The 12,660-nt window shown below is 65.8% G+C and carries 14 protein-coding genes; 3 read left to right on the forward strand and 11 right to left on the reverse strand.

What is annotated here, in order from left to right; all coding sequences use genetic code 11:
• Nucleotides 1–3: 3 nt before the first annotated feature.
• A complete protein-coding gene (locus tag B4F07_RS12940; protein ID WP_293700068.1) occupies nt 4–465 on the reverse strand; it encodes a DUF3576 domain-containing protein in 462 nt (153 codons plus the stop codon).
• 280 nt (nt 466–745) lie between these two features.
• On the opposite strand from B4F07_RS12940, the gene B4F07_RS12945 reads away from it, so the two are divergent.
• Complete coding sequence (locus B4F07_RS12945; RefSeq protein WP_293704840.1) at nt 746–1,459, forward strand: hypothetical protein; 714 nt, start codon at nt 746–748, stop codon at nt 1,457–1,459.
• Between the two features lie 90 nt (nt 1,460–1,549).
• Here B4F07_RS12945 and B4F07_RS12950 read toward each other — a convergent pair whose 3' ends face one another.
• The gene (locus B4F07_RS12950; RefSeq protein WP_293700064.1) at nt 1,550–2,188 is read right to left on the reverse strand and encodes a thiamine phosphate synthase; all 639 of its coding nucleotides are present in this window, start codon (nt 2,186–2,188) and stop codon (nt 1,550–1,552) included.
• Nucleotides 2,189–2,244: 56 nt separating this feature from the next.
• Between B4F07_RS12950 and B4F07_RS12955 the strand changes: the two genes are divergently transcribed.
• A complete protein-coding gene (locus B4F07_RS12955; protein WP_293700063.1) occupies nt 2,245–2,907 on the forward strand; it encodes a YggS family pyridoxal phosphate-dependent enzyme in 663 nt (220 codons plus the stop codon).
• Nucleotides 2,908–2,914: 7 nt separating this feature from the next.
• Here B4F07_RS12955 and B4F07_RS12960 read toward each other — a convergent pair whose 3' ends face one another.
• From B4F07_RS12960 to argH, 4 genes are all read right to left on the reverse strand, one after another.
• A complete protein-coding gene (locus B4F07_RS12960; protein WP_293700061.1) occupies nt 2,915–3,703 on the reverse strand; it encodes a precorrin-2 dehydrogenase/sirohydrochlorin ferrochelatase family protein in 789 nt (262 codons plus the stop codon).
• Between the two features lie 159 nt (nt 3,704–3,862).
• Complete coding sequence (lysA, locus tag B4F07_RS12965; RefSeq protein ID WP_293700059.1) at nt 3,863–5,122, reverse strand: diaminopimelate decarboxylase; 1,260 nt, start codon at nt 5,120–5,122, stop codon at nt 3,863–3,865.
• Nucleotides 5,123–5,139: 17 nt separating this feature from the next.
• On the reverse strand, nt 5,140–5,391 hold the full coding sequence (locus B4F07_RS12970) for a hypothetical protein (RefSeq protein ID WP_293700058.1): 252 nt from the start codon (nt 5,389–5,391) through the stop codon (nt 5,140–5,142).
• Nucleotides 5,391–6,794 (reverse strand): argininosuccinate lyase, encoded by a 1,404-nt coding sequence (gene argH / locus B4F07_RS12975; RefSeq protein WP_293700056.1) that lies wholly within the window; start codon nt 6,792–6,794, stop codon nt 5,391–5,393. The genes B4F07_RS12970 and argH overlap by 1 nt, the downstream gene beginning before the upstream one ends.
• Here argH and B4F07_RS12980 point away from each other — a divergent pair.
• The gene (locus B4F07_RS12980; protein WP_293700055.1) at nt 6,766–7,389 is read left to right on the forward strand and encodes a TlpA family protein disulfide reductase; all 624 of its coding nucleotides are present in this window, start codon (nt 6,766–6,768) and stop codon (nt 7,387–7,389) included. The genes argH and B4F07_RS12980 overlap by 29 nt on opposite strands.
• 185 nt (nt 7,390–7,574) lie before the next feature.
• Here B4F07_RS12980 and B4F07_RS12985 read toward each other — a convergent pair whose 3' ends face one another.
• From B4F07_RS12985 to B4F07_RS13005, 5 genes are all read right to left on the reverse strand, one after another.
• A complete protein-coding gene (locus tag B4F07_RS12985) occupies nt 7,575–7,913 on the reverse strand; it encodes a hypothetical protein (protein ID WP_293700053.1) in 339 nt (112 codons plus the stop codon).
• 123 nt (nt 7,914–8,036) lie between these two features.
• Entirely contained in the window at nt 8,037–9,038 is a 1,002-nt protein-coding gene (locus B4F07_RS12990) for an NAD(P)H-dependent glycerol-3-phosphate dehydrogenase (protein WP_293700051.1), read from the reverse strand.
• Nucleotides 9,039–9,187: 149 nt separating this feature from the next.
• Entirely contained in the window at nt 9,188–10,123 is a 936-nt protein-coding gene (locus B4F07_RS12995) for an alpha/beta fold hydrolase (RefSeq protein WP_293700049.1), read from the reverse strand.
• Nucleotides 10,124–10,245: 122 nt separating this feature from the next.
• A complete protein-coding gene (locus B4F07_RS13000; RefSeq protein WP_293700047.1) occupies nt 10,246–11,091 on the reverse strand; it encodes an alpha/beta hydrolase in 846 nt (281 codons plus the stop codon).
• 1 nt (nt 11,092) lies between these two features.
• Nucleotides 11,093–12,544: a DUF3336 domain-containing protein gene (locus B4F07_RS13005; RefSeq protein WP_293700045.1), complete on the reverse strand. Its 1,452-nt coding sequence runs from the start codon at nt 12,542–12,544 to the stop codon at nt 11,093–11,095.
• Nucleotides 12,545–12,660: the final 116 nt, after the last annotated feature.

The raw sequence follows: 12,660 nt of genomic DNA on the forward strand, positions 1-12,660 counted from the left end.
GGATTAGTCCTTGAAGGCGCTGCGGCGCAGATCGCGGGCGCGGGTGAGGATGATTTCCTCCAGCTTTTGCACCGTCGCCGCCTGGACCGGCGCATCGACCCAAGCGGCGCCCTGCGCGACCTGACGCGAGGCGGCGACGCGCAGCGCATCGGCGCGCAGATCGCGGTCGAGGATCGACACCGTCACCTTCATCCGCTCGCCCGGGTTGCCCGGGTTGGCATACCAGTCGGTGATGATCACCCCGCCCGACGAATCGGCCTGCAGCAACGGCATGAATGACAGCGCATCGAGCGAAGCGCGCCACAAATAGCTGTTCACCCCGATCGTCGTCACCTGGCTGGCAGCGAGGTCGGCGCGCGGCCGGTCTTTGCTGGCACACGCCGAAAGCCCGAGCGCCGCGAGCCCGAGCAGCGCGAACGCGATCGGACGACGGCCGCGCGAAGCAAGGACAGAAAGCTGGGACATGCCGATAACACCTTATATATTGGGCACTGCCGGATCCAAAAATCCGGGCCGCGCAGAACGATATTGCCAGCGTCTCTATCGCCCTTGCCGCCGCCCCGCAAGCGCGGCAATTGCCCCGCTGCTGCGGTTCAGATTCTGGTCAGATTTGCGGTCGACTGTGGTGATCGCGCAACAATTTCGGCCAAAAGCAGTTGTGCTGTAATAATTTACTGGGATTCGCTGGAAAAATGGTCACAGGAGGACTATCTCCTGAATCACTTGGGGTTGGAGTCGCAGGGATATGACGCGGAAACCGCGGCATTTTTGGAAGGGTAGCCTCACCGCTTTGGCGGTGGTTTCGCTTGCCCTGCCGCCAGCGCTCGCTGCGATGTCGCGCTCTGAACGCATTCGCGACACCGCGTTGTCCGAAACCCTGCTCGGCCAGTTCACCCCGGCGTCGGGCGATCCACGCCTGATCGCGCGCTACGCCAAAATGTCGGCCGAACAGCGCCGCAGCTTCAGCTTCACGCCTGCGCTGACCGATGACAACCGGAAGAACCGCGCGATCACCGTCGTGATTCGCGCCCGTGATGACGCATCGAGCGCCGCCCGCACCTCGGCCATCGCCGCGGGTCGCACTGCGCCGATCGCGATCACGCCGGTCGCTTATAATCTGGGCGCGTCGGTCGGGTTCGAGAAATTCGTCACCCCGGCGCTGCCGCGCGGCACCGACCTTCGCAACCTGCCGGTCGCCAAGGCGCCCGAACAGGCCGAGAGGAAATCGCGCTTCGCAACGCGGATGATCAATCGTCCCGCGGACCCGAGCGGCGCCACCGATCGGATTACTGCGCCCGGCGATGCGCCCGCAGTCGATGTTGTCAGCAGTTATCGCCTGACCAAGAATATCGATGTCACCGCCGGCGTCCGCTATCGCAGCGACGATCGCGTCGAACCGCTGACCGATGCCCGCCGCGATAGCCAGGCGGTCTATGTCGGAACCGCCTTCCGCTTCTAGGCTGCATCGCTATTTGGGCCATAGCGGCCTGCAAATGGCGACCTTCCGCGCTTCCGGTGCTCACGCACATTAAGTGCGCTGCGCGCCGGGTCACGGAACGCCGCCATTTTCGACTCGCTCTGACCCAAATAGCGACGCAGCCTTTGCCCGGCACCGCGCGGCCTTTTGCTCCCACGCATCGATTGCAGCCCAGCCGGGTTTGATCCCGCTCGGGCGATTGAGCGCCTGCGCTCGCCGTGGTGTCATTCCGCCGAGCGCGATCGGCTGGCTGCCCGCGAGCCGCGCCAGCCGCAGCCACGCGGCCAGACCCAGCGCCTTGGCCCCGGGATGCGACCGAGTTGCGTGGAGCGGCGAGATGAAAACGCCATCGGCCTTCGCGCGGCGCGCGCGGCGGGCTTCGCGCGCGTCATGCACCGGCATCGTGACGATCAGGCCCAGCCGGTGCGCCTGCGCGGCGCGGCGCGCGTCTAGCTGGCGCAGATGGACGCCGTCGGCGCCCCAGCGATGCGCCGTGTCGGGCGCACCCGCTATCAGCACGGTCAGGCCGCGCGCCCGAGCCACGCGGACCAGCCGCCGCAACAGGCGCCAGCGCGCGCCACGACGCAGGCTATCGTGGCGGAGAACGATCCCGCTCCCCGGCGGCAGCAGCAACGCCAGCCGAACGACCCCGACCGTCAGCCGTTCGTCGCTGAACAGCCATTGGCGCGGCAGGGGGTGGCGTCGGACCATCGCCCTTCCTATAGGCGCGTCGTGGGCGCACGCAACGCGCCGGGATGGGAATAAAGATGAGCGACGCAGCAGACAGATTGAGCGACGTGCGCGCAAAGATTGCCGACGCGGCCACGCGGGCGCAGCGACGCGGCGACGATATCTGCCTGATCGCGGTGTCGAAAACGCATGACGCGGCGGCGATCCGCCCGCTGATCGCCGCAGGCCAACGCCATTTCGGCGAGAACTGGGTGCAGGAGGCCGCGACGAAATGGCCCGAATTGCGCGCTGAAACTCCCGACGTCAAACTCCACCTGATCGGCCAGCTGCAATCGAACAAAGCCGACGAGGCGGTCGCGCTGTTCGACGCGATCCATTCGGTCGATCGATCATCGCTGGTGCAGGCGCTCGCGAAATCCTGCGACAAAGCGGACAGGCAGCCGCAGCTGTTCGTACAGGTGAATATCGGCGACGAGGAGCAAAAGGGTGGCTGCAAGGTCCCAGACCTTGCCGCTTTGCTGGCCGAAGCCAAGGGCGCCGGGCTGATCATCAGCGGCCTGATGGCAATCCCCCCCGCAGACATCGAACCCGCGCCCTTCTTCGCACTGCTCGATGAGTTGGCGGAGCGAAACGGGTTGTCTGAGCGCTCAATGGGGATGAGCGGCGATTATGAAACCGCCGTGATGCTGGGCGCGACGCATGTGCGCGTCGGAACGGCGTTGTTCGGGGCGCGCGGGTAGCGACCCGCTACCTGCAGCTCGTTACCGCCGGTATGTCCAGCCACAGCGACAGGCCCCCGGGCGGGTCGGTAGGCGGCGCGTCCGTCACATGCCGCACGGCATCGGCGCGGGCGCGAGCGAGGATGGCGGCGGGCGTCGCCGCCGGGTAGAAAATATGATCGGCTTCGCCCAGCAGGCGCGCAGCGCGGAGGGTCAGCTCGTCGGGGTCGGCGCCGGTCAGATGGATCGTTTCGAGGCGGGACGGCTGGGTGACGGTGTCGCCGGTCAGCCAGGCATCGACCTTGTCCGCCGCTGCGTCATCGAGCGGGTCGAGCGCGCCGCCGCTGGCCAGCGCGGCGTCGATGGCGCGGCGGCGTTCAGCGGGGGTGGGCCAGCGGGCCTTCATTGCGTCGCGTGCGGCGTGGAGCGCCAATGCTAGCGCGCCGAGGCGGGCGGGGAGCAAAGCTTCGATGCGCTGGCGAACGGCTTTCGCCAGCCCCGCCGACGCGCCGCCGGTGCCGATTGCGATGGTCACCGGAGCGCGATCGACGATTGCGGGGGTGGTGAAGTCGCACAATTCCGGACGGTCGACGACGTTGACGAGCAGGCCGTGGGCGCGGAGTTCGGTGGCGGCGGCGCGCGCTGCGGCCTCGTCGTCCAGCGCGACAAAGGCGATGGTCGCACCTTGCTCCCACCCGGGGACGATGCAGCCGCCGGCGCGTTCGATCAGGCGGGCCTTGGCGTCGGCAGCCTCCCCCTCCCCGACCAGCACGACGGTGCGGCCGGTGAGGTTCAGGAAGATCGGGAGTTGGTGCATGGGCAGGCCTTAAAGCATACGCATCGAGATAAAAAGCCGCGCGCTCCCGCGAAGGCGGGAGCCCATCACCGATCGGCGCGAAATGGCACGGGTCGGTGATGGGTCACCGCCTTCGCGGGGGACACGCAACTTACTTAGCTAGATCGATGCGTCGACTATTCAATCAATCCAGTCCGGCACGCGTTCCGCCGCCATGATCGTGCCGGCGGCGATGCGATCGGCGACGACGACATAGCGGTCGCCATCGACCAGCACTTCGGGAACCAGACTGCGGCTGTTGTAGGTCGACGCCATCGTCGCACCATAAGCGCCCGCAGTGCGGAACACCGCGAGGTCGCCGGGTTCGACCGCGTCAGTCACGCGGTCGCGCGCGAAGGTGTCGCCGGTTTCGCACACCGGGCCGACGATCGATGCGGTCATCTTTTCGCCAGTCGGCTTGACCGCGACAAAGTCGTGATAGGCGTCGTACAGCGCAGGGCGAGCAAGATCGTTCATCGCAGCATCGACGATCACGAAGGGGTTAGTCGCGCCGGGCTTGACCCACAGCACCTCGGTCAGCAACACCCCGGTGTTGCCCGCGATGACGCGGCCGGGTTCGAACATCAGCGTGACGTCCCAATCCTTCGTCACCCGCGCGACCATCGCGCCATAGTCGGCCATGCTCGGCGGGTTATCGTCAGCCTTGTACGACACGCCGAGACCGCCGCCGAGATCGACATGGGTGATGCTGTGTCCGGCGGCGCGCAGATCCGCGACGAGGCGGCCGACGCGGGTGAACGCGGCTTCGAGCGGGTCGAGGCTGGTCAGCTGGCTGCCGATGTGCACCGCGATCCCGCGCATCTGCAGCCCGGGGAGCGCCGCAAGGCGGTCGAACATCGCGGGCGCGACGTCGATGCCGACGCCGAACTTGTTGTCGGCCTTGCCGGTCGAAATTTTCGCGTGGGTTCCCGCATCGACGTCGGGATTGACGCGCAGCACCGCGCGCGCGGTCATTTCCTTGGCGAGTGCGATTTCAGCGAGTGCGACGCCTTCGGCCTCATGTTCGATATTGAACTGGCCGATGCCGCGGTCGAGCCCCAGCGCGAGCTCGGCGCGGGTCTTGCCCACGCCTGAAAAGACGATGTCGTCGGGCGCCATGCCCGCGGCAATCGCGCGTTCGAGCTCGCCGCCCGACACGACGTCGGCGCCGTAGCCCTGCCGCGCGAGCACGCGCAACACGCCGAGGTTAGGGTTGCTCTTGATCGCAAAGGCGAGGTGCTTGCGCGGCACATCCTTCAGTCCGTCGCGAAATTCCTGCGCGTGACGTTCGAGCATCGCGCGCGAATAGACATAGACGGGGGTGCCGACTTCTTCGGCAAGGCGCGGCAGCGGAATGTCTTCGGCGTGAAGGACGCCGTCACGAAGTGCAAATTGATCCATTGTTTTAGTCCTGAGGCTCAGCCCGGGGGCGGCAAATCGAAATCGTCGGGTTCGCGGCGTTCGGATCGTTTGAGAAGTTCGTCGCTGCGCGCGGGGCGGGCCTGCGCGTCAGGCGTCGTGAGCTCCTCCGTGGTCGGGGCGCGGGTCGCGCCGACGGGAACGACCGCGGCGGGCTGGCCCGCCACGGGCTTCAGATCTTCCTTGCTGCCGCAGGCGCCGAGCAGCGCCGATGCAGCCAATGTTGCGATGATGAGGCGCTTCGTCGCCATCAATTATGTCCTTCCAGCGCCGCGCGGGCCGCAGCGATGGCCAGCCTTACCCGTTCGGGAGCGGTGCCGCCATAGCTGGTACGACTGGCGACCGATGCCTCGACGGTCAGCGCTGCGAGCACGTCGGATGTCACCGCCGGGTGGATCGCCGCAGCGTCCGCAGCGGGGAGCGCCGACAGCTCGACGCCCAGTTCCTCGGCGCGCTTGACGCAGGCGCCGACGACATGATGCGCCTCGCGGAACGGCAGGCCATTTTCGCGTACCAGCCAGTCGGCGAGGTCGGTCGCGGTCGAATAGCCCGACGCAGCGAGCGCGCGCATGCGGTCGGTGCGGAAGGTCAAGGTTTCGACCATACCGGTCATCGCGGCGAGCGACAGCGCGAGCGCGTCGAAAGCACCGAACACGGTTTCCTTGTCGTCCTGCAAATCCTTGGAATAGGTTAGCGGCAGGCCTTTGACGATCACCGCGAGCCGCTGGAATGCTCCAAGCAGCAGGCCGGCGCGGCCGCGCACCAGTTCGGCGGCGTCGGGGTTGCGCTTTTGCGGCATGATCGAGCTGCCGGTCGACCACGCGTCGGGCAGGCTGATGAAACCGAAGGGCTGGCTGGCCCAGATGACAATTTCTTCGGCCAGCCGCGACAGGTGGATCGCAGCGATCGACGCCGAAGCGCAAAATTCGAGCGCGAAGTCGCGGTCGGACACCGCGTCGATGCTGTTCGCCATGGGACGGTCGAAATCGAGCGCGGATGCAGTGGCGGCGCGGTCGATCGGAAAGCCGGTGCCCGCGAGCGCGGCGGCGCCTAGCGGCGATTCGTTGAGGCGGCGGCGCGCGTCGGCAAAGCGGCTGCGGTCGCGGCCGAGCATTTCGACATAGGCGAGCAGATGATGGCCGAGCGTCACCGGCTGCGCGACTTGCAAATGCGTAAAGCCGGGCATGATGCTGTCCGCATGCTCGTCGGCGCGCGCGAGCAATGCGGCCTGCATCGCGGCCAGCCCGACGTCGATGCGCTCGCATGCGGTGCGCGTCCACAGGCGGAAGTCGGTCGCGACCTGATCGTTACGCGAGCGTGCGGTGTGGAGGCGCCCTGCGGCTTCGCCGACAATCTCCTTCAGCCGGGATTCGACGGTCATGTGGATGTCTTCGAGCGCGAGGTCGACGGGGACGCCGTTCGCGGCAAATTCTTCCGCGATCTGGGCAAGGCCGCGGTCGATCTGGACCGCATCGTCGGCGCCGATGATGCCGGCGGCGCCGAGCATCGCGGCATGCGCGCGACTGGCGGCAATGTCTTCTTCCCACAGCCGCTTGTCGACGGGGATCGAAGCATTAATTTCTTGCATGATCGCGGCGGGACCGCCACCGAAGCGGCCACCCCACATGCTGCTCTTGTCCGGAGTATCCGTCATTCGCCGCGTCCCAAACCCGTATCTAGCGATCCTCGCCCTGCTGCTGGCCGGATCAATCGCGGGCTGCGATAGGGAAAAGCAGTCGGACGGGCAACCCGCAGACGGCCAAGCAAATATTTCGGCGGGCCAAGCGAAGGGCGTCGGCCAGTTCGAATATATGATCGACCGCAGCCACAAGGGCGAAGCGGCACCCACCGCAACCTTCACCGGTCCCGATGACGCGCCGGTGACGCTGGCGGCGTTTCGTGGGCGTCCGCTGCTGGTCAATTTGTGGGCGACGTGGTGCGCGCCGTGCGTCGCGGAGATGCCGACGCTCGATGCCTTGGCGGCCAAGCGCGGCGAGGCGATGACGGTGATCGCGGTGGCGCAGGATCTGCAAGGCGCCGAGGTGGTCGATCCGTGGTTCCAGAAGGCGGGGCTGAAGGCGTTGCAACCCTATCTCGATCCCGAAAACGGGTTGCTCGATGCCGCCAACAGTGCATTGCCGACGAGTATCTTTTACGATGCCGAGGGGCGCGAAATCTGGCGCGTGGTCGGGGCGATTGACTGGCAGGGCGCCGAGGCGAAGGCGTTGCTGGCGGAAGGCGGCGGTTAACTAACATTGTGCTCCCGCGAAGGCGGGAGCCTATCACCGGACCGCGTTATTTTGAACCGGCCGGAGATGGATCCCCGCCTTCGCGGGGAAACAAATATGGTTGGGACGCAATGCAAATATGAAAAGGGCGAGCGCCCCATGACGCCTGCCCTTCCCTTGCGACCCGGAAGCTGCTCCGGGGGAACTTAGCCGCCGACGGTTACCCGGCCGACGCGATAACCTTTCTTGCGCATTTCCTTCACATAATCCTTGTCGGCGTCGATGACTTCGGTTTCCCATTCGTCCCACGCATCCCAGCGGTCCTCGCGATCGGTCGCGCGGCGAAGGTCGCTGGTCAGCTCCTTTTCCGCCTCGAGAATGTCGGTTTTGTAATTATACCATTGCTGGTTGACGACGCCCGCGATCGGCCGCTCGCGAATGGGCGGCGCTTCAAAGCCCGGCGGCATCGATTTATAGGGAACGGCAGCAACCGCGGCGGTGGCGGGGAGCGCCAGAATGACTGCAAGGGTGGTCCATTTTTTCATCGTCCATCTCCTGATTGTCCGTCCGTCGCCGGGCGGTCAGGGGAGTCAACGAAGCAGGTGGCGATTTTCTTCCCGGCTAAACGGAGATTCGGCACGGCTGGCGGTGGATTTAGCGCCGACGGGTCAGCCGGGGTGTGCTTCGTCGCCGACCGCCGAGCGGAGCAGGCCGCGGAACACGTCCTGCGCGCTGCGTTTGCCCTGTGTCACGTCATACACGTCGCGCGCGATCGGCATCGCGATGCCGTGCTGTTCGGCGAGCGCGATGACGGTGGGGGCGCTTTTGACGCCTTCGGCGACCATGTTCATCCCCGCGATGATCTCGTCGATCGGGCGGCCCTTGCCGAGTTCGACCCCGACATGGCGGTTGCGGCTCAAGGGGCTGGTGCAGGTGGCGATCAGATCGCCCATGCCGGTCAGCCCGGCAAAAGTTTCGGGCCGCCCGCCCATCGCGACGCCGAGCCGCGTGATTTCGGCCAGCCCGCGCGTCATCAGCGCCGAGCGGGTGTTGTCGCCTGCCCCCAGCCCGTCGCCCATGCCGACCGCGATCGCGATGATATTCTTGAGAACCCCGCCGAGTTCGCAGCCGAGCAGGTCGGTGTTGGTGTAGACGCGGAACAGCCCCGAATGGAACACCGGCTGGAGCGCGCGGACGACGATCTCGTCCTCCATCGACAACACGCTGGCCGCCGCCTGTCCGGTCATGATTTCGCGCGCGAGGTTGGGGCCGGTGAGGACGCCGACGGGGTGGCCGGGCAGGACTTCCTCGATCAGTTCGGTCATTCGCTTGCCCGAGGAGAGTTCGAGGCCTTTGGTCAGGCTGATGACGGGAACCCAAGGGCGGAGGTGCTGGCGTGCTTCCTCGAGCACGGCGCGAAAGCTATGCGAGGGGACGCCCATGATGAGCACGTCGGCGCCGGCGACGACCTCGGCCATGTCGCCGGTCGCGCGCAGCACTGTCGGCAGCTTGATGCCAGGAAGATATTTGCGGTTCTCGTTGTCGCGGTTGATGCCCTCGACCGTCTCGGCATCGCGCGCCCACAAGGTGATTGGCGCGTTGCGCGACACCACCGCCGCGACCGTCGTCCCCCAGCTGCCCCCACCGAGCAGGCCGACCTTCAGGCGCATAACTCTCTCCCCGTGTTTAGTGGGGAGAGTGGCGGGGGAATGGCGGGTTGGCAAGCGACGCTTATCCCATTCGTCATGTCGGACTTGATCCGGCATCCATCGCCGACATGGCGTCGTGGACCCCGGATCAAGCCATGGTTGACGGGGCTTTAGGACTGCTTGGCCAGAAACGCCTTCATCACCGCCGCGGTCGCCTTCGGATCCTCGATCATCGGGACGTGGCCGACATGTTCGAAGATGTGGCTCTGGCTGCCCGCGATGCCCGCTTCGAGCACCGGAACGCAGCTGACGTCGAGCAGGCGGTCGTGGCGGCCCCAGATGATCAGCGTCGGCACCTTGACCTCGCCGAGCCGGTCGTTGAGCGGAAAGTCGCGGCCCTCGTTGGCGATGACCCAGAAAATGCCGTCGAGCTGGTCGCGATATTTGAGCGCGTCGGCGTAGAGCACGGGTTTGAGGCGCGCCGGGATATAGGGCGGTTTGTGGACGACCATCCCGACCAGCCGGTCGGCGTCCTCCAGCCCCGCGAGGACGAGTGGGTTGTAATCCTCGTTTGCCGCCTGTTTCTGGAGGTCGCTTTCGTTGGCACCGTTCACCCCGGCGTTGTTGAGCAGGATCAGGCTGGCAAGCGCGTCGGGGTAGTCGATCGCATAGCGCAGCGCGATCCAGCCGCCCATGCTGTTGCCGCCGACATGCGGGCGGTTAAGGCCGAGGGTGTCGGCGAATTGCTTGAGCCGCGCGGTCTGCGCGCCGAGATCATAGGCAAGGTCGGGGTTGCGCTCGTTCTCGCCGAAGCCGGGCAGATCGGGGGCGATGACATGATAGTCGCGCGTCAGGTAGGGCGCGATCATTGACCAATTGTCCTTGTCCCCGGCAAAGCCGTGGACGAGCAGCAGCAAGGGTTTCGCCGGGTCGCCGCCCTCCAGATAGGGCCAGCTGCGGCCGTCGACGGTGACGCTTTTCTGCACCATCCGCCCGCGCTGGCGCAACAGCGCACGCCCGAGCGCCACGAGGCGGCCGGGGAAGACGAAATACATCAGCGCCAGCGCGATAAGCGGGGCGAAGAGGAGAATGAGGAGGATTTTCATGTTGATCTAACGCCAATATCCCAATTCGGTTCGCCCTGAGCTTGTCGAAGGGCCGTACTTTCTGTTGACGCTGCAAGAAGAAGAACGGTGCTTCGACAAGCTCAGCACGAACGGATGTTTTTTCATGGTTTCGACACGCGTGCGTCGAACCAGGCGATCAAATCGTCCAGTACGGCATCCTGTTCCGGCTCATTGTAAATTTCGTGGAACAGGCCCGGGTAGATTTTGAGAGTTTTGTCGGCTGAGCCGACATGGTCGAACAGATATTGCGATCCCGCGACCGATGCCAAACTGTCGTCCGAACCATGCTGAAACAGGATCGGCAGCGTGATTTTCGGTGCGCCTGCCTGCGCCGCGGCCATCGCGTCCATGAACTCCTTGCCCAGCCGCGCGCCGATCTTGCCGGTGTAAACGAGCGGATCGGCCAGGTACGCCGCGACCACTGCCGGATCGCGGCTGACGCCGTTGGCGTCGAGCGACAGCACGCCAAGGCGCGGGAAGAAGCGCGACAGGAAGCGACTGATCCAGACGGTAAAGCGCGAGGGCGGCGCGGCGGGGACGATCGCGGGGCCGGAGAGCGCGGCGGCGGCGAACGCCTGCTGGCGCTCGATGAGAAACAACGTCGAAATCAGCCCGCCCATACTGTGGCCGAGGAGCAGGCGCGGGGTGGTGCCGTGATTGACTTCGACCAAGGTGAGCAGTTCGGCCATGCCGTCGGTGAAGGCCGAAAAGCGCGGGACAAAGCCGCCCTCGCCATCGGACAGGCCATGCCCCCAATGGTCGATCGCATAGACCGCGTAACCCGCGTCGGTCAGCCGCTTGGCGACATGGCCATAACGCCCTGCATGTTCGGCATAACCGTGCGCGAGCAGCACCACGGCTTTGGGCAGGCCCGCGGGCAGCCAGTGGGTGACGTGGAGTTTTGCCCCGGCGCCGGTCGATCCCGCGGGCAGGATCACCGCCGCCATGTTAGCGCACAGCCTTCTTCAGCGCCGCAGTGCTGCGGTGGCCGGGGCCGTCGTCGCCCGCGCGATCGATCCGGGCCAAAATGCCTTCGAGCGCGCGGCTGATTGCGGTCTGGGTGCGGACCATTTCGACCTTCGGCCAGGCGGTGCGCTCGCCGGTGTCGATCAGTTCGTCGATATCCTCTTGCCCCAGATCGCTCAGGATTTTCGCGGGCGACCAGAATTTGGGCGGGCGGATGATGTTGATGTCGCCGGTATATTCCTGATTGATCACCGACCGCGCCATATTGGCGAGGCTGTTCAAGGGCGGCACCCATTCGAGCGGTTTCTGGAAGATGATCATATTGGCGTTCAGCCACGCTTTGAAGGTCGCCATCGACGCGTGTTGAATCGCCTCGATCGGCGCCATCTGCTTGCGCGTGTCGGTCGCGAAGGGCAGCGCGATCGGGTTCGCCTGGCTGACGATATGGTGGTTGACCCCGTACAGCCGTTCGAGCCGCTTGGTCGGGATGTCGTGGGTGACCGACCCATCGACCCAGCGCCGGTCGGGCTGGTACGGGATGCGGTTGCCGCTGTCGTCGCGCGCCATCAGCATCACCGGCGGGAAGACGCCGGGAACGGCGCATGACGCGAGCACCGCCTCACGGATCAACACGTTGGGCGCGGTGATGGCGTTGAGCAGGCGGCCGTTCTGATGCTTTTCGGCGGGGGCGACCGAGACGTTGAGGTGGCGGCCGCTGATCTCGAACGCTTCCTGAAAGGTCAGGTCGGGGATCAGATCGGCGAGCCGGTCGCGCACCTCGTCCGACGCCAGCCGCTTCTGTTTGGGGTCGCGCGCGGGATTGGCGAGGCGTTCGCTTTCGAGCAGGGCGCCGATTTCGCTGTCCTTGCGGGTGCAGACGACCGCGGCGACGATCGACCCGCCGCTGGCGCCCGACATGATCGCGGGCAGCACGCCCTCGGACCACAAGGCTTTGACGACGCCAATGTGGAAAAACAGGAAGCTGCCCGAACCCGAGAGCAGGAGCGCCGAGCGGCCGTAGCAATGCTGGGCGCGGCGGAAGAAGTCGCGCTTTTCCTCGCGTGGGATGCTGCGCGCGGCGGCGATTTTGTCGAGCGAAGCGACGACCTCGGCGACATAATCCTCGATCAGCTTTTTGGTGCCGAAACGCGCCTTTTGGTAAAGGCGCTCGTGGCCCATGCCATCGATATTGCCGTGGATGCCTTCGTTGAGGACGAAGAGCAGCCCCTTGACGTCGCCCGCCGCCGACAGCTTGCGCAGCCGTTCGAGCCGGGCGCGGATCGCCTTATAATCGAAATGCTTGCTTTCGTCGGCGTCGCGCCACGTTTGCAACCCCGATTTTTTGTCATGCGCGCGCGCGGCCTTGGCCCAGGCGATGTAATCGGGTGCGGTCACGAGATCGCGGTCGGCGCTGAGCGTCGGGGTGAAGAGCATTCAGTGTTCCTGTTGCGCATGGTCAATTTTTTCGGAGTCTTGCGGGTTACGTTGCCTTTGGCAACTGTTTTGACAGCGCCCTTCCAGCCACGTCACCCCGGACTTGATCCGGGGTC

Source organism: Sphingopyxis sp. UBA6723, from assembly GCF_002454115.1.
Taxonomy (GTDB): domain Bacteria; phylum Pseudomonadota; class Alphaproteobacteria; order Sphingomonadales; family Sphingomonadaceae; genus Sphingopyxis.

Coding starts and splice junctions, on each gene's coding strand:
- B4F07_RS12940 (WP_293700068.1), bottom strand. CDS start 465: ATGTCCCAGCTTTCTGTCCTTGCTTCGCGCGGCCGTCGTCCGATCGCG.
- B4F07_RS12945 (WP_293704840.1), top strand. CDS start 746: ATGACGCGGAAACCGCGGCATTTTTGGAAGGGTAGCCTCACCGCTTTG.
- B4F07_RS12950 (WP_293700064.1), bottom strand. CDS start 2,188: ATGGTCCGACGCCACCCCCTGCCGCGCCAATGGCTGTTCAGCGACGAA.
- B4F07_RS12955 (WP_293700063.1), top strand. CDS start 2,245: ATGAGCGACGCAGCAGACAGATTGAGCGACGTGCGCGCAAAGATTGCC.
- B4F07_RS12960 (WP_293700061.1), bottom strand. CDS start 3,703: ATGCACCAACTCCCGATCTTCCTGAACCTCACCGGCCGCACCGTCGTG.
- lysA (WP_293700059.1), bottom strand. CDS start 5,122: ATGGATCAATTTGCACTTCGTGACGGCGTCCTTCACGCCGAAGACATT.
- B4F07_RS12970 (WP_293700058.1), bottom strand. CDS start 5,391: ATGGCGACGAAGCGCCTCATCATCGCAACATTGGCTGCATCGGCGCTG.
- B4F07_RS12980 (WP_293700055.1), top strand. CDS start 6,766: ATGCTGCTCTTGTCCGGAGTATCCGTCATTCGCCGCGTCCCAAACCCG.
- argH (WP_293700056.1), bottom strand. CDS start 6,794: ATGACGGATACTCCGGACAAGAGCAGCATGTGGGGTGGCCGCTTCGGT.
- B4F07_RS12985 (WP_293700053.1), bottom strand. CDS start 7,913: ATGAAAAAATGGACCACCCTTGCAGTCATTCTGGCGCTCCCCGCCACC.
- B4F07_RS12990 (WP_293700051.1), bottom strand. CDS start 9,038: ATGCGCCTGAAGGTCGGCCTGCTCGGTGGGGGCAGCTGGGGGACGACG.
- B4F07_RS12995 (WP_293700049.1), bottom strand. CDS start 10,123: ATGAAAATCCTCCTCATTCTCCTCTTCGCCCCGCTTATCGCGCTGGCG.
- B4F07_RS13000 (WP_293700047.1), bottom strand. CDS start 11,091: ATGGCGGCGGTGATCCTGCCCGCGGGATCGACCGGCGCCGGGGCAAAA.
- B4F07_RS13005 (WP_293700045.1), bottom strand. CDS start 12,544: ATGCTCTTCACCCCGACGCTCAGCGCCGACCGCGATCTCGTGACCGCA.